Raw genomic sequence first — 23,016 nt, 5'->3', positions numbered from 1 at the left:
CCGAAACTTAATGTAAAATGTAGAATTAAAAATTAAGGAGAAAATTTCATCCTCAATTTTTAATTTTTCATTATAAATTATTTTTGAAGTCTGCTTAATATTTCAACATAGGCATCTTTAACATTTCCTAAGTCTCTTCTAAATCTATCTTTATCAAGCTTTTCTCCAGTTGTCGCATCCCAAAATCTGCAAGTATCTGGTGAAATTTCATCTGCCAAAACTATTTCACCATTATATCTTCCAAATTCTAATTTAAAGTCTATAAGATTAATGTTAGCTTTTAAAAATAATCCCTTTAAAATATCATTAACTTTTGCTGTTAATTCATATATCTTATTTAACTCTTCAAAAGTAGTTGCTCCTATGGCTACTGCATGATAGTCATTTATTAATGGATCTCCTAGAGAATCATCTTTATATGATAATTCAAATACTGTAGTCTTAAGCTCTGTTCCTTCTTCTAATCCTAATCTCTTAGCCATTGAACCAGCTGCCACGTTTCTAACTATTACTTCTAGAGGTACTATTTCTACCTTCTTACATAATTGTTCTCTATCATTTAACTTTTCAATAAAGTGAGTTGGTACTCCATTTTGTGCTAAAATTTCAAATAATGTAGCTGTTATAGCATTATTCATTACACCTTTATCTTCTATTTGACCTTTCTTTTCTCCATTGAAAGCAGTTGCATCATCTTTGTAATATACAATTACTTCATCAGCTTTATCTGTAGCATATATTTTCTTTGCTTTACCTTCGTACATCATTTCTAATTTTTCCATTATAGATCCACTCCTTCACCATTTTCAGCAATAAATTTTTCTTTCATATCTTTTCTATATTTAATTAATTTAGCTTTAAGCTCTTTATCACCAATTGATAACATTTGTACAGCCAACATTCCTGCATTGTAAGCATTATTGATACCTACAGTTGCCACTGGAATTGATTTTGGCATTTGCACTATTGAAAATAATGCATCAAGACCTTCTATTGCTCCTTTACAAGGAACTCCTATGACAGGAATTACTGTTTGTGAAGCAATTACACCTGGAAGGTGTGCTGCAAGGCCTGCACCAGCAATTATTACTTCACAGCCTTCAGCTTCTATATCTCTTAAAGTTTCTTCTAACTTTTCAGGAACTCTATGAGCTGATAAAACATATGCTTTATATGAAATACCAAATTCCTTTAAACAGTTAGCAGCTCCCTTCATTATTTCCGTATCAGATTTTGATCCAAAAAATATTGCAACTCTCATAAAAAACGCTCCTATCTAAAGTATTTAACACCTGATTCAAAGATCTTTTGATCGAAGTTTCCAGGAACATTTACATATAGGTCTTCTCCAATTCTTTCAGAGTGTCCCATCTTCCCTAAAACTCTTCCATCAGGACTTGTTATTCCTTCTACTCCTAAAACTGAACCATTTGGATTAAATGGCATGTCCAGTGATACATGTCCTTCTAAATCCACATATTGAGTAGCTATTTGATCATTAGCAATTAATTGTCTTAATAGCTCTTCATTTGCAATAAATCTACCTTCCCCATGAGATATTGCTACATTGTGAATATCCCCTACATTTACTTCACTAAACCAAGGTGATTTGTTAGATGTAATCTTAGTTCTTATTATTGAGCTCATATGTCTATTGATATTATTGTAAGTTAATGTTGCCATATTCTCTTCTATATCAACTATTTCACCATATGGTACTAAACCTAATTTAATTAATGCTTGGAATCCGTTACAGATACCTAATACTAATCCATCTCTATTTTTTAGTAAATCATTTACTGCATCTTTAATTCTTTCATTTCTAAAGATTGTAGCAATAAACTTTCCTGATCCATCTGGTTCATCTCCTGCTGAGAATCCTCCTGGAATCATTATTATTTGACTTTCTCTTATTTGTTTTTCCAGTGCTTCAATTGATTCAAGTAATGCACTCTTAGAGTAATTCTTAAACACTAATTCTGTAGTTTTAGCTCCTGCCTTAGTAAATGCTCTATTGCAGTCATATTCACAGTTTGTTCCTGGAAATACTGGTATAATTACTCTTGGTTTAGCAGTCTTGATGCTTGGACTACTTTGTAATATTATTTTCTTTTCTTCAACCTTAATTTCTAGAACTGATTCTTGTGACTTTTCAGTTTTAATTTTAAACACTGTAGATAATTTCTTTTCATATACATTTATTAAATCATCTATATTGAAAGTGAAATCATATTCTTCTGATATAATTACAGGCTTTTCTATAGTTTCACCAATTACTTTATAGCTACATCCCTCAAAGGCTTTATTTAAGTCTTCATCAGTTGCTACCTCTACTATTACACTTCCATAATTTAAGCCAAATAACTCTTCCTTGCTTAAACTATTGAATTTAATACCAATCTTATTACCAAATGATATTTTAGAAAGTGTTTCTGCTATTCCACCAAATCTAACTGTTGAAGCTGATAACACTTTTTTATTAGAAGTTAATTTATATAATGCTTCTAAGTTGTTTTTAAATGTTTCAACATTTAATGTATAATCATCATTTTTCTCAGCCATTAGTAATACTAATTTACTTCCAACTTTCTTAAGTTCATTAGAAACTATCTTACTTGCCTTTTCCACAGCTACTGCAAAAGATACAAGTGTTGGTGGTACATCTAATTGACCAAAGCTTCCTGACATTGAATCTTTTCCACCTATAGCTGGAAGTCCTAAATCACTTTGAGCTTGATATGCACCTAGTAATGCAGCAAATGGTTTACCCCATCTTGATGGATTATTACCTAATCTCTCAAAGTATTCTTGGAATGTTAATCTTATTTTTCTATAATCTCCACCCATAGCAGCTATTTTTGTTACAGATTCTATTACTGCATAATAAGCCATATGATATGGACTCCACATACCAAGTTCAGGATTAAATCCATAACTCATTAGTGTAGCATCTTTACTTTCACCATTTAAAACTGGTATTTTTGCTACCATACCTTCTGCTGGAGTTAATGCATACTTTCCACCAAAAGGCATCATTACTGTTCCTGATCCAATGGTAGAGTCAAATCTTTCAACTAACCCCTTTTGTGAAGCCACGTTAAGTTCTGTAAGAGTTTTCATCCATCTTTCCTTAACATTAACTTCTTCACCTATAGCTAATGGATATTCTTTTGGTAGTTCTACTTTTACATCAGTAGTTTGTCTAGCTCCATTTGTATCTAAGAATTCTCTTTTTAAATCTACTATCTTTTCACCTCTCCAGAACATTCTTAGACGTTCAGTATCTGTTACTTCTGCCACAACAATAGCTTCTAAGTTTTCTTCTGCTGAAAGACTGATAAATTCTTTAGCATCTTCCTTATTTACTACTACTGCCATTCTTTCTTGTGATTCAGATATTGCTATCTCAGTTCCATCTAAACCTTCATACTTCTTAGGAACCATATCTAAGTTTATATCTAATCCTCTTGTTAATTCACCTATTGCAACTGAAACTCCACCAGCACCAAAGTCATTACATCTCTTGATCATCTTAGCTACTTTTTCATTTCTAAATAATCTTTGAATTTTTCTTTCTGTTGGTGGATTACCTTTTTGAACTTCTGCTCCACATGTATTTATTGACTCTTCAGTATGTTCTTTTGATGAACCTGTTGCTCCACCTATACCATCTCTTCCTGTTCTTCCTCCTAAAAGGATTACTAAATCTGAAGCTTTTGGTTCTTCTCTTACAACATTTTCTTTTGGTGCTGCTGCTATAACAGCTCCTACTTCCATTCTTTTAGCTACATAATTTGGATGATATATTTCTGATACTTGTCCTGTTGCAAGTCCAATTTGATTACCATATGAGCTATATCCATGAGCTGCCCCTAAAACGATAGTTCTTTGTGGAAGCTTTCCATTTAAAGTTTCATCAATTTCTACTGTTGGATCAGCTGCTCCTGTTACTCTCATAGCTTGATATACATATGTTCTACCTGATAATGGATCTCTAATAGCTCCTCCAAGACAAGTTGCTGCACCACCAAAAGGTTCAATTTCTGTTGGGTGATTGTGAGTTTCATTTTTAAACATTACAAGGTACTCTTCATTACCATTATCAGTTTCTATGTTTACATTTATAGAACAAGCATTTATTTCTTCTGAAACATCTAAATCTTCTAATAAACCTTTTTTACGCATTTCCTTCATAACAATTACTGCTATATCCATAAGATTTTCATCTCTAGTAGTTTCCTTGCCATAAACAAAATCTCTTGACTTTAAATATGCATTATAAGATTTAATAAGAGGATTATTTAGCTTTCCTTCTTCTATTTCTACATTTTCTATAGCTGTTGAAAATGTTGTATGTCTACAATGGTCTGACCAATAAGTATCAATTACTTTTATTTCAGTGATACTTGGATTTCTCTCCTCATTCTTGAAATAATCTCTTATCATAAGAAGGTCATTAACACTCATAGCTAATCCTAATTCTTTATGGTAAAAAGCAATTTCTTCGTCATTTTTTTGTATGAATCCATTTACTATTTCCACATCTTTTGGATCTTCAAGCTCACTTAAAAGCTCTTTACTATATATATCTACTTCTCTTGAATCAACTGGGTTAATATAGTAATGCTTAATTTTTTGAACTTCTTCTTCACTTAAATTTCCCTTTAAAATAATTACTTTAGCAGTTTTCACTTCTATTCTCTTTCCTGCAGTCAATAATGCATAACATTCTGATGCTGAATCAGCTCTTTGGTCGTATTGACCTGGTAAATATTCAACAGCAAAAGCTATTTCTTCATTGTCCATAGGTATCTTCTCTTCATAAAGATTATCTACAGTTTTCTCTGAAAAAACTGAATATAATGATTTTTTATACTCTTCTTCATTGACCTTTCCTAAAATATATTTATTTACTACTCTTACATTTTCTAAACTTTCTACTCTAAGATTTGTCTTAAAATCTTCTAAAAGGCTCTTACCTTCAACATTAAATCTATTTTTCTTTTCAACAAATATACTTTTACACCCTATCATTTCATGCCTCCATTCAGTTTTGAGAATACGAATATTAATTTATTTTATGTAATTATTTTTCGTTTATATTATTATACTAACAATGAATTTTTACTTTGTCAATGCATTTTTCTCTTTTTATACCAATTAAGGAATTTAATTTATACATTTTACGAATATTATCGGCAGTTTCATATATAAATATATATATTTATATATAAAAAAAGCCACATGCTTATGCATGCAGCAAAAAAATACGTAACCCTGCTCCGGCTCCTTATTATTTTGTACAGTTTGGACGCTTTATATTCTTAAAGATACATAAATCAGATTATTTTATCAAGCTCTTTAGCATATTCTTTAGAATATTCAGTTATTTCCTTAGGATATCCTACATATTCTAACACCTTAATGGCATTTCTAGTTTTAGATATTCCATTTTTTATCTTATAATCAAAAGTCATTCCATTTTTCTTATCAACATTTTCAGCAAAATACCTAAATTCATATTTATCATTTAACATATCCGTTAGCTCTCTATCATGAGTAGCCACAAATGTTATGGCATTATATCTGTTTATATATTCTAAAATTGCAGCCGATGATGCAACTCTTTCAATAGGATTTGTCCCTCTAAATATTTCATCTATCATGCAAAATACAGGTACTTCTTTTTTAAGTGCTTCAATAATTCTAAGAATCCCCTCAACTTCTGCCATATAATAGCTTTTTCCAGCATTAACATCATCCTTAGGACTTATTGAAGTAACTATATTAAATATTGAGCCTTCATATTTTTCTGCTAGTACCAAATCAAAAACTTGCGCAAGAATAATATTTACTCCCACCATCCTTAAGAATGTTGATTTACCAGACATATTGCTTCCTGTAAGCACCATTCCCTTTTTATTTAAATGTATTGTATTGGCAACAGGTTCTTCTAGTAATGGATGTATTCCATTTACTATATTTATATTAACCTGATTTTTAAACACAGGCTTTGTTATATATTCTTCCTTAGCCTCTATGAATCCACATATAGATATATATGCTTCTATTTCTCCTAAAAGTTCGTATAGCTTTAAGATACTTTCCTTTTTATCATTTAATTCATTAATTACTCCATAGTAAGCACTTTCAACAGTTAAAAATGGTACTGAAAATATTTCAAGAAACCCTCCATACATGGTAAAAATATGTATTATGCTTATCTTACTTACAACTCCCTGAAGCCCTTTCATAACCTTTTTTATTTCTTCATTATTTACTATACTCTCACCTTTAAGTTTACCTATCTTTTCTGCTGCATCTAGCATCCTATTTAAATAAATAAGGCCTCCAGTGGAAACATTTTTACGTTCCTTTTCTGCAATAAAAAGATTAATCCACATATTTAAAGCCAAGGCAGCTAAAAATTCTGGTCTTTGTAGAAATATGGACAGTAGTAAAAATGTTATGGGCATTACTTTCCCTAAGATATTGTATATTATATACTTACTCTTATTAGGTTTTCTTTCGCTTTCAATCATTTCAATAAACCTATTCTTCTTATCATATCCCAAGTTAAAGAAAATTAACTTTAGTTTAGCTCTTAAGTCTATATCATTTTTTATAGCTTCTATATTCTTTCCTCTTTCAACTATTTCTTCTTTATTAATAAGAGGATTTCTTAGCATACTATACAAAATTGCTTCTCCCACACTGGAGTAACTTCTATCTATTTTTCTAAATACTTCATCCATATTCAAATCATACCAAGTCTGATCATCTAATGTATATTCATCTTCCTCTCTCATATCAAAAAAGCATCTTATGTCATCTATAGCTGTAACTATCCTCTTTTCCTCTCCATGATATCTTTTAAAAACTTCTAATTTTCCTTTTTTGTCATTTACTACATAATATACTGCAAAAATAACTATAATTAAAATCATTAAATATCCCATATTACCCTCCTCAGCTTATATTTGTTTTAAAAAAACAAATTCTTTATCAGTAGAATATTCTGCTGAATACTTAAATGATAAGTCAACGAATTTCTTAATATCATCTATCTCTGTAATATTATTAGAAGCCATATATCTTACCATTAGTCCTCTAGCCATTTTAGCCTCTGTAGCTTTAACTTTTATTTTTCCATCTTCATTAAGTTCCCCAAAGACACAAGTTATAAAAACATCATCTTCACTTAAATATTTCTCTATACATTTACTATATTCCTTTGATGCTAAATTCAAGATCACATTACTTTCTTTTCTTAATTCATTGTACAGGCTATCCCCCCAAAATTCATAAAGATTTTTCTTATCATCTACCTTAAGTTTTGCTTGCATTTCTAATCTATAAGGTACTACTCCATCAAAAGGATTAAGCACACCATAAAATCCTGATAAAATCTTTAAATGAGATTTTATATAGTTAAATTCTTCTTCAGAAAAAGAATCTGGCGACATATATTTATATTGAATTCCTTCATATGTCAAAATTGCTGGCGATAGATTTTTATCTAAATTCATATATTTATACCTATCATAATTTAATTCTGCTATATCATCATTACATACAAGCAGCTTCTTTAATTCATCATAAGAAAGAGATTTCAATTTATCATAAAGGATATTTGTTTTATCCATAAATACTGGTTTATATTCATTAACTAAATCATCATTATTTACATTCATCTTTTTTGCTGGTGAAATAATTATGTTCATACTTTTTCAACTCCTAATATTAATTATTATTTAGTATAACATATTATTTACCTTTTAAAAATAAAGTTTAACAAAGTAAAATAGAGTGTTTTTTCCACTCTATTTTCTTATATACTTATCTTTAAATATATCTTTAAACTGATTTCCACACCTTTCAAGCTCTCCCAAAACAGTAATTATACCTTCTTCACTACTAAACCAATTTTCCTTATTAATCCCTTTAACTTCTGAAGGGCAAATAATAAAATTAGTGTTCTCATATACAGTTTCATAGTACATAAGACAACGTCTTGCATGAAAGCTTTTGCAACAGATAATTGCAGTTTTTATTTCCATATCTAATTTATCGGTAACCATTTTTGAATATAAAGCATTTTCATATGTAAAAGTTGCTTTATCTTCTTTTAATATTGCCTCTTCCTTGACGCCGTTTTTAATTAATACATCTTTAAGGAATTCCCATTCTGTTTCATATTCTTTATTATATATATGATTCTTGGAAGCTACGCCAGAAAAACTCCCTAGAAGCTTGCTATACCTTCCAGAGGGCAATACATATGGTGCATATCCTTCTTTCCAAAGCCTTGCACCCTCTTCTGCAATCTCTGGATATGATCCTCCTGGCAAAAAAATAATATCTGCTTTTTTTGGTTCATTACATAAAAAAATAAATTCACTAATATCCTTTAAATAAATCATTTTCTACCCTTTATAGCCTGTCCCATTTCTTATTAATTATAAAATCACTATAGATTTCATTGGCTGTATTTACAACCTCTTTATCAAAATCCATTGCCTTTAACAATTTAATGGCATTTCTTGTTTTAGAAGGCCCCTTATGAAGCTTATAATCAAATAACACTTCTTTATCTGTCACTGTTTCTCTAAAATGATAATTATCATATTTTTCTCCTAGCATCTCTGTAAGTTCCATATCATGGGTAGCCACTAAAATCTTAGCCTTTGATTCTTTGCCATAATCTAAGATAGATGCAGAGGCAGCTATTCTTTCAACGGTATTTGTCCCCTTTAAGATTTCATCTATAAAAGCTAAAACACGTATTTCACCATTTAATGAATTTAATAGTCTCTTTAAACTTTTTATTTCTGCAATAAAGTAACTATCTCCTTCTAAGATATCATCCTTAATGGCCATTGATGTCACAACCTTAGAAAACTTACATTTATAGCTAGAACATAAAGCTGTATTCAATCCTTGTGCCAAAATACAATTTAAAGCTATAGCTTTAATAAAAGTAGATTTTCCTGAAGCATTTGACCCAGTAAATATTATGTTGTCCTTTATGAAAATGGAATTTTTCACTGGCTCATCAATAAGAGGATGATAAAGGTTTTCCAACTCTATATAATCTTTCTCTAAAAATATAGGCTGACAGAATTCTTGAAGGCTTGCCCTATAATAAGCTACAGATAAGGCAAAATCTATCATTGCTATTAAATCATATATTTCTTGGAATTCTTTTTTATTCTTTTCTAATATGGAGGCCATATTATGATATGCTATTATATCTACCATAAAAAACATCTTTAAATACTCTAAAACTAAATCAGCATCTAGCAATGCTGAACTATTTTTTCTTACTAATGAATAGCTATATCTCTTTATCTTATTTAACTCTCTACAATTAGCTAATATCTTTCTAAATTTCTTTTTATATTTTCTAAATTCCTTATGATTTATTTTACATAACTTCTGACAAACAATAACATTATTTATTAAATAATTCATAATCTTAAAGCTATCTTCTAAGACAGTTTTACCACTTTGATAAAATAGTATATTGGCACAAAAGAAAAATATGGATAATCCAATTCCTATTTTAGAATTTATAATACATAACAGCAGCGAAGCAATAAATCCTCCTGCTAAAATAGGATATTTAAAATATCCTTGCACCTTATTAAATTGTGGTCTATATATAAAATTAAATACTTTTGGATCATTTAGTTTTCCAATGGTAGAAAGATTGTATCTAATTTCATTTCTTAAGTCTTCATTTTCTGAAAACACCTTAATAAGCCCTTCTAATTCATCCCATTTTTCTTTACTATACTTTATTTCCTTAATACTTTTATATAAATATGCTTCACCTAGGGTAGTATTAGTATAATTTATCCTTTGAAATACATTATTCATATCCAAATCATTCCAGGTAATTTCATCAATTACCTCTTCTTCATTTTCATTTTCATTTTCTTTCCTGGCTTTGTAAAAATCTTTTAAAAACTCTATATTAGCTTCTTTATTATAGTTTTGCGGTTCTTTACCAAAACTCTTATTATATTTTAAAAACAATTTTTCTTTTCTTTTACTACTGCTAAAATACACTGTACAAATAAATAACACTATAAGCATTGCGATAATTGCAAGCTTTGTCCACATTCCTATCTCCACTTATTCCTCCCCTTTATTCCATATTATTTTTTTCCTTTTTATCTTTTAGAGCATATTCCCTAAAGTCTTTAGTTTTAGACCAGTATTCTATTCCCCAGTTTTCAAAATTCCACTGCTCCATATATTCATTGCACTCATAATCTATATACCAAAGCACTTCATCTTTCACAATAAAATTGGTTGGAAAATAATCTATATTAATATTAAGAGGATATAATATCTTACACATATTCCGCACTTGTAAGATATATTCATCTTTCATCTTATCTTCTTCAACCTATAGCAAGGGAACTTTCTAAATAGTACCTAGCTTGCACTAAATACATTACAATTCTATCTAACATTTAAATCCCCACCCCTCTTTACTTTTACATTTTATACATAATTATACAGTAGAATATAATAAATTAAAACTGCTAAAACTGAAGATAAGCTTTTTATGAAATAACATTAATCTTTATATAGCTTGGCCATATAGTATTCATCTACATATTTATCATCTATAATCATTGCATTTTTTCTAGTGCCTTCTATTTTAAATCCATTCTTTTCATAAAGATGTTTAGCTACTATATTAGAAGAAACAACAGTAAGTTCAAGCCTTGTTAGATTATTTTCTCTAGCCCATTTATCAAGTTCTGAATTTAAAAGCATTTCTAAATAACTATTTGCATCTTCCATTTTAATCTTTCTGATATCCATTTTTATCACCTTATAAAATATTACATATTTTCAATTAATTGTTATTATATCTATATTTCAATACCTTTTCAATGATAATGTAACTAAAAAAGGAACTCACAAGAGTTCCTTAATTAACATAATTTATTATTTATCTTTTTTAAGCATTTCCCCAATGGCAGCAATACTACCTAATGATGATAAAGTCTCATTTGGTAATATAAGCTTATTAGCTGGATTATTAGCCATTTCTTTAAGAGCTTCAACTTGTTTAAGTGCTATAACTCTTTCATCAGTACCAGAGTTAATAATAGCTTGGTTAACTTTCATAATTGCTTCAGCTTCTGCTTTGGCAATTTGTTCAATAGCCTTAGCTTTACCTTCAGCTTCAAGTAATTGAGATTCTCTTAAACCTTCTGCTCTTCTAATATTAGCTTGTTTTTCAGCTTCTGCAGCTAATATTTTAGCTTGTTTTTCACCTTCTGCTTTTTCAATTTGAGATTGTCTTAACCCTTCTGCTTGAAGGATCATAGCTCTCTTATCTCTTTCAGCTTTCATTTGTTTTTCCATAGCTTCTTGTATTTCTTCTGGTGGAATTATGTTTTTAATTTCCACTGATAGTATCTTAATACCGTAAGCATCTGTAACCTCGTCAATTATGCTTAATAAGTTTTGATTAATCAAATCTCTTCCACTTAATATTTCATCTAGTGTCATGTTACCTAATATATTTCTTATATTAGTTGTTGCTGAATAAACAATACCTGATTTATAGTCTTCAATATTATAAACTGCATCCTTTGCATTAAGCATTTTATAGAAAATAACATTATCAACTGAAATCTTAACATTATCCTTAGTAATTACTGATTGTGGTGGTACATCTAAAATTTGTTGTTTAGTTGAAACTTTCTTTCTAACAAAATCAATACCTGGAATGATGAAATGCCAACCTGGTTCAAGTATCCTACTGAACTGCCCTAATCTTTCTACCACATACAAATATCCTGTGTTTACTACTTTTACTGATGATAATACTACAAACAATACTATCGCAAGTACTATTACTAAAACTATTAATCCCATATTAATCCTCCTTTAATTTTACAGTTAATTTATTCCCTTCAATACCTGTAATTACAAATTTATCACCTTTATTGATCTTAGATCCTTTATTGATAACTGTCCAATATATACCGCTTACCTTTATCTCACTTTTTTCATCAATATCTTTTTCTGCTATCATTATTTTTCCAATATAAGTTTGTTCCATCAATGGTATATGATTCTTTTCAACTTTAAATTTTTTCTTTACCCATGGGTATCCTACACACACCATAGCAATTCCTATAATCAAAAATGCAAGTATTTGTATTTTTATTGCTAGTCCTAGTAATGATAAAATTATTGCTACAATTGCCCCAATGGAAAACCACATAAATATAAAGCTGCTAGTTACTATATCTATTACTACAACTAAAAATGCAATTAATAACCAAATTATTATTTCAAACACTAATTATTCCCCCTTTCAACCATTAATCCATTCTTATATTTATCTTTTGTTATATTAAATTATATATCATATTGGTATAAAATAGTATATTATCTTTACCATTAACTGGTATATTCTTATATTATCATACTATTTAACACTTATCAAGATATTTTTTATTATTAAATAAGTTTTTTATTAACTCTTTTAATATTCCTATATACTTTTTATTTATATTCCTTACTTTGGCATTTTATCTTATATTTTAACCACATTACACAATATAAATCATTGATTTTCTAAGGTTTTCCTTTTATCATTATATATGAAACAAACCTCCGCTTATGTATTTTATTAGTTATATAATATAATACTAAAGATAAGAGACAGACTCTTATGGAGAAATTGAATCACTTAATTTATTTAAAATTTAAAATAACGGAGATGATATTATGAATTTTATAAAAGTAGGGTCTGCATGTCCTGTAACCAAAGTTGCAGATGTTGATTTTAATGTAGAAAATATAAATTTATGTATTGATGAAGCTTATGATAAAGAAGTTAAGTACTTAGTATTCCCTGAACTTGCTGTAACTTCTTATACATGTGGTGACTTATTTTTAAACTCTGCTTTATTAAATGCCTCTATAAACGGTATCAAAAATATAGTTGAACACTCTCTTTACAAAGATATGCTTATAACCATAGGAGCACCTCATTTACATAATAATATATTATATAACTGTGCTTATATGATATTTAACGGTAAAATATTGGGGATTGTTCCAAAATCATATATACCTAACTATAGTGAATTTTATGAAAAAAGATGGTTTACTGAAGGTGTTAACGTAATTGATGAAACCACATCATTACCTTTCCAAGATAATATTCCTTTTGGAACAAACTTAATATTTACAGCTGGCGAAGCAAGATTTGGTGTGGAAGTTTGCGAGGATTTATGGGTAACAATTCCACCTAGTTCATACCTTTCAATAGCTGGTGCTAATATTATTGGTAACCCTTCAGCTTCTAATGAACTGGTAAGTAAAAAAGATTATAGATTATCACTTATTGAAAATCAAAGTGCTAGATGCCTTGGAGCTTATGTATACTCATCATCTGGAGTTCATGAATCTACTACTGATTTACTATTTAGTGGTCATTTAATAGTTGCTGAAAACGGCTCAATAATAAAAGAAAATGAAAGATTCCAAAGAAATAATGAAGTTATTACAACATCTATTGATTTATTTAAATTAAATTCTGAAAGGCTAAAAAATCTAAGCTTTAGAGATATGAACAAGCTTTTACCTTTTAATATAAAAACTATAGATTTTTCCTTTAAAAACACTAAGATTACTAACTTTGACAGATATGTGGATAAACATCCTTTTGTTCCTTCAAATCCTCTTGCAAGAGATGAAAGATGTAAGGAAATATTCAATATACAATGTTCAGCTTTAGCAAAACGTCTTGAACACACTAATTTAAAGAAAGCTGTCATTGGTATTTCAGGAGGTCTTGATTCAACTTTAGCTCTTCTTGTAATAGTGAAAACATTTGATATGCTTGGAATAAACCATGAAAACATAATTACCATTACAATGCCAGGCTTTGGTACTACAGATAGAACTTATAACAATGCCTTAACTCTTTGCAGAGAATTAAACTGTGATTTAAGAGAAATTAATATAGTAAAAGCTGCTCTGCAACATTTTGAAGACATTGGTCATGATAAAGATATTCATGATGTTACTTATGAAAATGTTCAAGCTAGAGAAAGAACTCAAATACTTATGGATCTTGCCAACAAGGAAGGCGGATTATTAATAGGTACTGGTGATTTATCTGAACTTGCCCTTGGATGGTGTACTTATAATGGAGATCATATGAGCATGTATTCAGTAAATCCGTCAATTCCTAAGACTTTAGTAAGATATCTTGTAAAATATGTGGCAGAAAAGGAATCTACTGAAGAAGTTAAAGAAACTCTTTTAGATATATTAGATACTCCTGTGAGCCCTGAACTTCTTCCAAAAGGAAAGGATGGAGACATTGTTCAAAAGACTGAAGATATAGTAGGACCTTATGAATTACATGATTTCTTCCTATATCATTTTATTAAACATGGTTCTTCAAAAGAAAGAATTCAATTCTTAGCAGAAGTGGCCTTTAAGGATGATTACTCTCCAGAAGAAATTGCCAAATGGCTAGATAAGTTTATTTACAGATTCTTTACTCAACAATTTAAGAGAAGTGCCCTTCCAGATGGTCCAAAGGTTGGTTCTATCTCTCTTAGCCCAAGAGGAGACTGGAGAATGCCTTCAGATGCTTCATTTAAAAGCTTTAGATAATTAAAAATGACGGAGATTGCTATCCGTCATTTTTAATTACATATCTTTTAATTTAAATATCCCATTGATTGATCTGTTACCATATTAAATGTATCCTTAACTTCTCTCATTACATCAACATAACTTAAATATACCTTTATTTCCATAGACTTATAATCTTCATCTACTTTCTTTATCTGTCCATATAAGATTTTACCCCAATCCATTAAATTTTTTAATATATAATTATTTTCTTTTGATACATAACCTAGTAAATATCCCTTTTCTGTTAACACCATAATAGCATTTTCAGCTTCAGCATTATCCTTATCCCTCTTTAAATAAACTAATGCTCCTGATCTTATTTTATTTTCTACAATGGTCAAATCAAATTTATCCATATCTTCCACCTTGGTTATAGTTAAAAATGCATCTTTTGTATATGGAGATACCCTTACATCACCAATGTTTTCATATTGCCTTTTCTTTTTGCTATTAAATCCATCTAAAAATCTTATAATACTTTGCTTAAGCTCCTTATTTACTTCTCTTTTATAACACCCTTCAAGAATATGAATATAGTTGTTTAAATATTCATAATTTATGCCCCTTAAATTATTGAGTGCTGCTCGTCTAGTTGGAGTATATCTTGCACTTAAAGCCTTTATGTTTATATCAATATATTTATCTTTTAGTTCATCCATATATGACACAATTAAATATAAACAGCTATCAACAATATATCTATAATCTAGATTTTCCTCATCTAAAGGTTCCGCTCCTCCTGTGACCCTATCTATATCCAAATATACTTTTGCAAACTCAATAAGCTTTTCTTTTGATTCTTTATCACATTCAGTCATAATATAATTGTAAATGCTAACTTGTGACGAATCCTTCCATAATCGTTCTTCAAAATCGCCATATTGAAGACATACATTTATAGCTAATGCTATATCAACTATTTCATCCACATCACTACTTTCATCAGAAAGCGCCCTCTTAATAACACCATCATTATTGTCACTCATTATAATATTCTTCATTTCCTCTATCTTTATCTTATCATCAGATGACATTGATATCACTTCCATCAGCTGTACATCATCTTTATATTCCTTTAAAAATAATGATAATAATTCACACATTACATATAGAGAATTAAAATTCTTACCAAACTTTCTATAATAATTCCAGTATCCATATACTATATCTATAGTTATGTGTTCAATAAAAAATCCTTTTAATGTGTACAATTCTTTCAGCTTTTTAGTCAATAAATTATACTTTTCTTCTGTATATTCATCACCAAAGAAGTATTCAATATAATAATCATTATTATAAGTCATTGCCACAAGGACAGTCTCCAACATTTCATTATCTGCTTCTGCTTCAATTACCCATTTCTTTATTTCTTCATTTATATATTCTAAATTAGTTATGGCCATTATCTTGCCATAACCTCTTGATGCTTTTGCTATTTCAAAAATTATGCTATTGCATTTATCATATTCCTTAAGTCCTTCTATACAGTAAAAGATAAATTCATTATGATTTGAAAAAGCCTTTAATATTTCTTCTGCCTCTTCATTGGCACAATATCTCAACAGTGATAACGCAAATTTTATTCCTTCAACATCATCACTATCTAATAAATAATTTTGTGCTGCTGAAAAAATATTATTCTTACTTATTAATCCTTCTTTAATATAAACATTTAATTTTTCTTCAAAGGCAAAATAATATCTTACTAAAGGATTACTATTTAAATAATTTATTATATCATCATCAACATATTGTCTATCATTATTTTCAAAGAACATCTCAATAAGTTCTGTAGCTAACTGATTTTTCACTTCTGCTTCTAGAGGGTCATTTAGATATAATTCTTCACAATCATTTTTACCCGCTTCACTTAAATCCTGATTTTTATAAACGCTATATCCATATTTATTCCAATGTTCCATTAAATTTTTATATAATTTATTTACAACCATATCTCTTCCCCCTTTTTACACCATATATGTATAATTGTAACATATATTCACAAAAATAATAGGTTATCATTAAATAATTTTAACGATAACCTATCTTTAAATAATATATTATTTAGCTAATCCATCTAAATATTTAACTGCACTTAAAGCAGCAATATTACCTTCACCTGCTGATTTTATATATTGGTATGGTACTCCAACACAATCTCCAGCTGCAAAACATCCTGGTATATTTGTAGCCATAGTTCTATCAACTTTAATGTGGCCATTTTCCATCAGTAGCCCTGGAACAAGCTGTCCAGGTGATATACTATCTCTTAATACAAAAACTCCATCGCTTTCAATTTCTTTATCTTTAAATCTAACAGCATTTACTTTTGTATCTCCTAGTATTTCTAACGGTCTATCAACTACTACTTCTATGTCATCTTTAAGATCATATTCATCTTTATACATAGCAACATAGTTTACTTTAGAAGCTAATTCACTAACATAATTTGCTTCTTCTTCAGCTTCTTTATTATATCCTATGACAGTTACAACCTTATCTCTATATAAAGGTGCATCACAAGTTGCACAATATCCTACACCTTTTCCTAGCAGTCTTTCTTCACCTTCTAAAGTCTTACCAACTTCCATTCCAGTGGCTAAAATAATAGCTTTAGCTTCATACATTTTTTCATTTACCATAAGAGCAAAATATTCACCCATTGCATAAATATTATTAACTCTTTCTTCAGTAATTTTAATATCCATTGAAGCTACATGTTCTTTAAATTTTTCCGCTAGGTCTTTTCCTGTAACACCATAAAAACCTAAATAATTATTTATCTTTGATGCTTTAGTTATCTTATTTGATAAATTATTATTCCCAAATACAATAAAACTTTTATTTCTAATCTTTGCATTTAATGCTGCTGATAATCCTGCTGGCCCACTTCCAATTATAGCAATATCGACTCTTTCCACTTAGCACCTCTATATCTTAAAGATGTTTAGCTATTGCATTCTTTAATTGATCTTTAGGCATAAATCCAACTAAAGTATCAACTGGAGCACCATCTTTAAATACCATTATTGTTGGAATACTTGCAACTCTATATTTACCAGCTAAATTAGGGCATTCATCTACATTAGCTTTAACAAACTTAGCATTTGTTAATTCTCCTGCAACTTCTTCAAATATAGGTCCTATCATCTTACATGGACCACACCATTCAGCCCAGAAATCTACTACTGAAATCCCATCGAATTCTACTACCTTAGATACAAAATCATTTTCACTTATATGTTCTACCATTTTAAATCCTCCTTGTACCCCCATGGGGTATTTCCTTGTTTAAATTCTACAACTACTTTATAAATAAGTCAATACACTATTTATACATCATTATTCTATGCAATATAATTTTATTTTAAACTTAATGCCGTAAAAAAAGTGAAACACCCTCTATATTTAAAACTTATCTTTCACATAGATATACATCTAAATATTATATGTCAACCTTTTTATCCTAATTTTTTAAGTTAGCTGATACTCTTATGTTTTTCTGCATATTTATTTAATTCTGCATATATTCCGTCTTTTCTTAATAGTTCTTCATGGTTTCCTCTCTCCTCAATACCCTTATCTGTAAGCACTATTATTTCATTTGCATTTTTAATAGTAGATAACCTATGAGCAACTACAATTGTAGTTCTTCCCTTGCATAATTCTTCTAAAGATTTTTGTATTAAGAATTCTGTCACATTATCTAAAGCAGAAGTAGCTTCATCTAAAATTAATATTGGAGGATTCTTAAGAAATACTCTAGCAATGGATAACCTTTGTTTCTGTCCTCCAGAAAGCTTGACTCCTCTTTCTCCTATGAAAGTATCATATCCATCTGGAAGGCTAATAATAAACTTATGAATATTAGCTCTTTTAGCAGCTTCTATTATTTCATCATCAGTTGCATCCTGCTTACCATATTTAATATTTTCCTTAATGGTTCCAGTAAATAGGAATACTTCCTGCTGTACAATACCAATATTGCTTCTTAATGATTCTAGTGATAAATCATAAATACTCTTATTATCTATTAATATATCACCTCCATCAACATCATAAAACCTTGGTATAAGATTACATAAAGTACTTTTCCCACCACCAGAAGGTCCAACTAACGCAAGCATTTTTCCTGCTTCTATATTAAGACTTAATCCATTTAACACCTTATTATCTTCATAGCTAAAATGAATATTGTCAAAGGTAATTTTCCCTTTAACCTCTCTTAAGTTTTCATTACCTTCTTTTTCTTCTTCCTCTTCCATAATGGTAAGGTATCTCTTAAATCCTGTCATACCATTTTGATATTGTTCCATAAAGTCCACTATAGTTTTTATTGGTTGCTTAAATAATTTTATATATAATACATATGCTAAGAAATCTCCAAGATTTATTAAATCATAATAAGTAAATAGTCCACCAATTATTAAAACTACATAATCTAAAAGATCTAGTCCAAAATTCACTCCTGAAGAGTATTCTGCCATAACCTTGTACGCTTTTTCTCTTGCTTCCTTAAACCTAACATTTCCCTTTTCAAACTTTTCTTCTTCATACTTCTGTCCTAAAAAAGCCTTAGATGTTCTAATTCCTGCTATGGAATTTTCTAAAGTTGAATTTACTTCCGCTGTTTCAATTCTCGTTTGCATAAAAGCCTTTTTCATCTTTTTTCTTTGATATAAGGTAAAAATAACTATAACAGGAAGCACTGTAAATATGATAAGAGTAAGCTTTATATTTATTCCTGCTAATATTATAAATGAACCAATAAACATTATTGCTGAAATAAATATATTTTCCGGACCATGATGAGCAAGTTCAGAAATCTCCATTAAATCATTAATCATTCTACTCATTATTTCACCGGTTTTGGTATTATCAAAATACTTATTAGGAAGCCTTTCTAAATGATTAAATAGCTCCTTTCTCATGTCCGCCTGCATTCTTACACCAACTACATGCCCCCAATATTGCATAAAATATGCACATGCTGCTTTGATTAAATATAATATAATTAAAACTACTGCAAATACACCTATAGTTCTTATATTTCTATTAGGTATAGTTTCATTAATCAATGTTCTTGTAAGCATTGGATATATTAATTCACATACCGATGCTATGGTCGCCACCAACAAATCTAAAAAGAATAATTTTTTATATGGTTTATAAAATTTTATAAAACTTTTTAACATTAATTTTCTCCCGTCTTTTATTTATCTATAAATATCTACCACTAATCCCTGTATCTCATCAACAGTTGCTGCAATATTTATATTTTCCATTTCTCCATTTAAAAATGCAGATGTTAATTCCTCAAGTTTTCCATCTATTGTGTTTACTGTAATAAAATATTGAGTTTGCCAAAAGCTTATATCTTTTTTAGTTTCATACATATATTTCAATACAGATTCTAGATACTCCTTAATCATCTTTTTGTAATTTATTACATCTATATAAGTCTTTGTTACAACAAGTCTATTACCTTTCTTTTTTATATCATCAATAAGTTGCTTAAGCTGTTCTTGCGAACGTCTGTCTCTAGCTTGATTAAAACTTTGGGGAAAATCTTTCTTGTTCCCTGATACTTTTACTTCTTGAGTTAATGCATTTCCTCTTTGAATTCTTCCAATCTCCATATTATTCACCCTCTGTTTACTTATTTTTATATAAATAATGCTTAAGATACATATGTACTATGCTATCTTAAGCTTTTATTTATATTGAAAAATACTCTTTTATAATTTCTAAATCTTCATGAGAAAAATTATACTTTTCTATATCTTTTTTTCCTATCCATCTTACAGTGTTAATTGTTTTATGTGTAGTGATATACTCTCTTACTGTTCCTGTATAAACTTGAATAGTTTCATCACCATTTTCATTAGCACTATATTCCTTAAAATTCTCTAAATCAAAGATAGTACATTTTATATCTTTATCTACAGCTTTTATTATAGCTCTTTCTGCTGTTTCTTTTCCCTTTAATTCTTTCCCAAATAACCCCCATTGCTTTGGAGTGTTCTTTCCTTTTCCCCTTTCTGCAATAAGTATATTTTTAAAATCGTCGTAAATAACTATAGTAGATTTAACAACCTTTCCCATACTTTCCTCCACTACTTTAATTGATAAAAAATTGTCAATCAATTTATATATATTTTTTTTAGTCTTATATCTATTATAACTTTCTAACAAAAATATTCAAATATTTTTTTATTTTTATCACTTTTAATATTTTTTTATCTTTTTCTTTTATATATTAAGTTGTTGAATAAACAAAATTTGTAAAAATTAGTTATTCAATAATCCATTATATGTATAATAGATTATTTTTACGGATATACTTCAAACTAAGAGGTGATATATTTATGAAATTTTTAATTTATTTAATAATATTTTTTTCTTTATTCTTTATTATAAAAATTATTAATTATTTGCTTCAATTAAAACAGCATTCAATAATTAAAGAAATTAATGATATGCAAAAAAGTAAAGGATTTTTATCTATTAAAGACTTAATGGATATTGATTCTTGTAATTTATTATCCTTGGTAAATACTTATCTTACCAAAAAAGGATATAAAGATATCAGAGTTATTAAGAATTCTGATATTTCAGCCCCATCTTTAACCTGTTACTTAAACGAAGATAATATTTATATTTCTCTTATTTCCTACAGAAATAAAGAATCTGATTTAACAAATAAACCTTGGCTTGATATATTTATTGCTAATATGGTAAAGCATCAATGTAAAAATGGATTTTTATTTACTAATTCAGTTTTTAATACTGATTATATTGAAGCTGTCAATAACTTCAATAATAATTCTTCTTTTAAAATTAAGTTGATAGATGGCTATGAACTTAGCAGATTTATTAGAAATTTAAATGGAATTACTTCTAAGGAGGCTAAATATGTTTGATTATATTTATATATTTTTGATACTTATCTCTCCTTTTATCGGTAAGCTTATTAAAAATATCTATATCATTTATAAGCTAAAAAAGGAATACGTTGAATCCACAGATATCTTAAATTACATGTGCTCATTAACCAAGGATGAATTTGCAATTTGGACTTGTGATTTTTTATATAATAACAACTTTAGCAATATTGTTACTTGTTCAAACTCTCAATGTCATTCACAAGATATAGTATGCACTAAAGATCAAAATACATTTTATGTACTTTGTAAGCAATCATCTAGTACTGAAAGTCTTACTAAAGATGATATTGATTCTTTGTTAGGCTCCATGGTTTTAGATAATATTCATAAAGGAATTGTAGTGACTACAGGTAAAATAAGCAAAACTATTAAAGATTCTCTTTCTTCTATCCCTAATGATTACTATATTCAAATTATCTCTGGTGATGATTTAAAGTATAGCATTAATCACCCTAAATAATTTAATTTATAATTAATATAAAAATATAGGTAAATCAGCTTTTCTGATTTACCTATATTTTTTCATAAACTATAATAATCTACATCCCTCTGCATCTTGTGCTATTAATCCTTTTTTCATTAACCCACCTAAAGCCATTTTAAAGTAATTTTTACTTGTTCCAAAAGTTATTTTTATATCTTCAGGGCTTGATTTATCATTGAAAGTCATAAACCCTCCATTTTTTTTCATATATTTAACAATTTTTTCTTGAAGGGCATCTCTTTCATTTAATCTTGTCTTTCTAGGTGTTAAACCAATTACGCCATCTTCATATACTCTTTTAACTCTTAATTTCATTTCTTGACCTGGATGAACTTCGAAATAGTATTCATTTGGTAATACTAACCCCTTATATTTTCCATCTATGGCAACATTTAAAGTTCCAGCTGGTGTTTTTGAATATACCATTGCAGTAACTTCGTCACCTACTTTATATCCTTCACCAATTTCTATGTAATTTTCAACTTCAGTTGTTGCTGCTAATCTATCTGTCTTATCTACATAAATATAGAATAAATATTTCTTACCAGTATGTAATTTATATCTTTGCTCTTTTAGAGGAACAAAAATATCCCTATCTAAACCGAAATCTATGAATGCACCAAATTCACTTTGTTGTACAACTTTTAAATACGCAACGTCAAAAGCCTTTGCTAAAGGCTTTTTAAATGTAGCTAAAGCTCTATCCTTTGAATCTCTATATATAAATACTTCTACTTCATCACCAACACTTACTTTATTTCCTTCTAGTAATGATTTTGGAAGTAGTACTTCAGCTCTTCCATCTAATTCTCTTAAATAAAATCCAAAGTCTTTTTCTCTATCAACTTTCATTTTATTATACTCGCCTATTCTTAACATGTAGACCTC

Annotated in this window: 21 protein-coding genes; 3 read left to right on the top strand and 18 right to left on the bottom strand. The window is 28.7% G+C overall.

Annotated features, from left to right (window positions below):
* Nucleotides 1–77: 77 nt before the first annotated feature.
* The 11 genes from purC to Q5O29_RS00715 form a co-directional block, all read right to left on the bottom strand.
* A complete protein-coding gene (purC, locus tag Q5O29_RS00765; protein ID WP_022211120.1) occupies nt 78–782 on the bottom strand; it encodes a phosphoribosylaminoimidazolesuccinocarboxamide synthase in 705 nt (234 codons plus the stop codon).
* Entirely contained in the window at nt 782–1,261 is a 480-nt protein-coding gene (gene purE, locus Q5O29_RS00760) for a 5-(carboxyamino)imidazole ribonucleotide mutase (protein ID WP_022211119.1), read from the bottom strand. Before purE ends, purC begins: the two co-directional genes overlap by 1 nt.
* Nucleotides 1,262–1,272: 11 nt before the next feature.
* Nucleotides 1,273–5,034: a phosphoribosylformylglycinamidine synthase gene (locus tag Q5O29_RS00755; RefSeq protein ID WP_022211118.1), complete on the bottom strand. Its 3,762-nt coding sequence runs from the start codon at nt 5,032–5,034 to the stop codon at nt 1,273–1,275.
* Nucleotides 5,035–5,339: 305 nt separating this feature from the next.
* On the bottom strand, nt 5,340–6,959 hold the full coding sequence (locus Q5O29_RS00750; protein WP_022211117.1) for a mutS-like protein: 1,620 nt from the start codon (nt 6,957–6,959) through the stop codon (nt 5,340–5,342).
* 15 nt (nt 6,960–6,974) lie between these two features.
* Nucleotides 6,975–7,724, bottom strand: coding sequence for a peroxide stress protein YaaA (yaaA, locus tag Q5O29_RS00745; protein ID WP_022211116.1), 750 nt, complete (start codon nt 7,722–7,724; stop codon nt 6,975–6,977).
* A gap of 99 nt (nt 7,725–7,823) precedes the next feature.
* Nucleotides 7,824–8,423: a YdcF family protein gene (locus Q5O29_RS00740; RefSeq protein ID WP_022211115.1), complete on the bottom strand. Its 600-nt coding sequence runs from the start codon at nt 8,421–8,423 to the stop codon at nt 7,824–7,826.
* A gap of 10 nt (nt 8,424–8,433) precedes the next feature.
* Nucleotides 8,434–10,140: a DNA mismatch repair protein MutS gene (locus Q5O29_RS00735; RefSeq protein WP_302623608.1), complete on the bottom strand. Its 1,707-nt coding sequence runs from the start codon at nt 10,138–10,140 to the stop codon at nt 8,434–8,436.
* Between the two features lie 13 nt (nt 10,141–10,153).
* Entirely contained in the window at nt 10,154–10,402 is a 249-nt protein-coding gene (locus Q5O29_RS00730) for a hypothetical protein (RefSeq protein ID WP_022211113.1), read from the bottom strand.
* A 188-nt stretch (nt 10,403–10,590) separates the two neighbouring features.
* Nucleotides 10,591–10,842: a GNAT family N-acetyltransferase gene (locus Q5O29_RS00725; protein WP_022211112.1), complete on the bottom strand. Its 252-nt coding sequence runs from the start codon at nt 10,840–10,842 to the stop codon at nt 10,591–10,593.
* A 126-nt stretch (nt 10,843–10,968) separates the two neighbouring features.
* A complete protein-coding gene (locus tag Q5O29_RS00720; RefSeq protein WP_022211111.1) occupies nt 10,969–11,907 on the bottom strand; it encodes an SPFH domain-containing protein in 939 nt (312 codons plus the stop codon).
* A 1-nt stretch (nt 11,908) separates the two neighbouring features.
* Entirely contained in the window at nt 11,909–12,337 is a 429-nt protein-coding gene (locus Q5O29_RS00715; protein ID WP_022211110.1) for an NfeD family protein, read from the bottom strand.
* A gap of 431 nt (nt 12,338–12,768) precedes the next feature.
* Here Q5O29_RS00715 and Q5O29_RS00710 point away from each other — a divergent pair, with 431 nt between their 5' ends.
* Nucleotides 12,769–14,673 (top strand): NAD(+) synthase, encoded by a 1,905-nt coding sequence (locus Q5O29_RS00710; RefSeq protein WP_022211109.1) that lies wholly within the window; start codon nt 12,769–12,771, stop codon nt 14,671–14,673.
* 47 nt (nt 14,674–14,720) lie between these two features.
* Here Q5O29_RS00710 and Q5O29_RS00705 read toward each other — a convergent pair whose 3' ends face one another.
* From Q5O29_RS00705 to Q5O29_RS00680, 6 genes are all read right to left on the bottom strand, one after another.
* Complete coding sequence (locus Q5O29_RS00705; RefSeq protein ID WP_022211108.1) at nt 14,721–16,649, bottom strand: HIRAN domain-containing protein; 1,929 nt, start codon at nt 16,647–16,649, stop codon at nt 14,721–14,723.
* A 108-nt stretch (nt 16,650–16,757) separates the two neighbouring features.
* Nucleotides 16,758–17,618 (bottom strand): NAD(P)/FAD-dependent oxidoreductase, encoded by an 861-nt coding sequence (locus Q5O29_RS00700; protein WP_022211107.1) that lies wholly within the window; start codon nt 17,616–17,618, stop codon nt 16,758–16,760.
* Between the two features lie 16 nt (nt 17,619–17,634).
* Nucleotides 17,635–17,949: a thioredoxin gene (gene trxA, locus Q5O29_RS00695; RefSeq protein ID WP_186834816.1), complete on the bottom strand. Its 315-nt coding sequence runs from the start codon at nt 17,947–17,949 to the stop codon at nt 17,635–17,637.
* A gap of 227 nt (nt 17,950–18,176) precedes the next feature.
* Nucleotides 18,177–19,892 (bottom strand): ABC transporter ATP-binding protein, encoded by a 1,716-nt coding sequence (locus Q5O29_RS00690; RefSeq protein WP_022211105.1) that lies wholly within the window; start codon nt 19,890–19,892, stop codon nt 18,177–18,179.
* 21 nt (nt 19,893–19,913) lie between these two features.
* The gene (locus tag Q5O29_RS00685; RefSeq protein ID WP_022211104.1) at nt 19,914–20,336 is read right to left on the bottom strand and encodes a YaaR family protein; all 423 of its coding nucleotides are present in this window, start codon (nt 20,334–20,336) and stop codon (nt 19,914–19,916) included.
* 79 nt (nt 20,337–20,415) lie between these two features.
* Complete coding sequence (locus tag Q5O29_RS00680; protein WP_022211103.1) at nt 20,416–20,802, bottom strand: hypothetical protein; 387 nt, start codon at nt 20,800–20,802, stop codon at nt 20,416–20,418.
* Nucleotides 20,803–21,065: 263 nt separating this feature from the next.
* Here Q5O29_RS00680 and Q5O29_RS00675 point away from each other — a divergent pair, with 263 nt between their 5' ends.
* Together Q5O29_RS00675 and Q5O29_RS00670 are read left to right on the top strand one after the other, a co-directional pair.
* On the top strand, nt 21,066–21,620 hold the full coding sequence (locus Q5O29_RS00675; RefSeq protein ID WP_022211102.1) for a restriction endonuclease: 555 nt from the start codon (nt 21,066–21,068) through the stop codon (nt 21,618–21,620).
* Nucleotides 21,613–22,104: a restriction endonuclease gene (locus tag Q5O29_RS00670; protein WP_022211101.1), complete on the top strand. Its 492-nt coding sequence runs from the start codon at nt 21,613–21,615 to the stop codon at nt 22,102–22,104. Before Q5O29_RS00675 ends, Q5O29_RS00670 begins: the two co-directional genes overlap by 8 nt.
* A gap of 69 nt (nt 22,105–22,173) precedes the next feature.
* Here Q5O29_RS00670 and Q5O29_RS00665 read toward each other — a convergent pair whose 3' ends face one another.
* Nucleotides 22,174–23,007, bottom strand: coding sequence for a S1 RNA-binding domain-containing protein (locus Q5O29_RS00665; protein WP_022211100.1), 834 nt, complete (start codon nt 23,005–23,007; stop codon nt 22,174–22,176).
* Between the last annotated feature and the right edge of the window lie 9 nt (nt 23,008–23,016).

Origin of the sequence: Clostridium sp. CAG:265 (genome assembly GCF_000436575.1) — a bacterium.
Classification (GTDB): Bacteria; Bacillota; Clostridia; order Clostridiales; family Clostridiaceae; genus Clostridium; species Clostridium lentum.
Note: the sequence above shows the minus strand (reverse complement) of the source record. Positions and strands in the feature narration are given on the sequence as shown.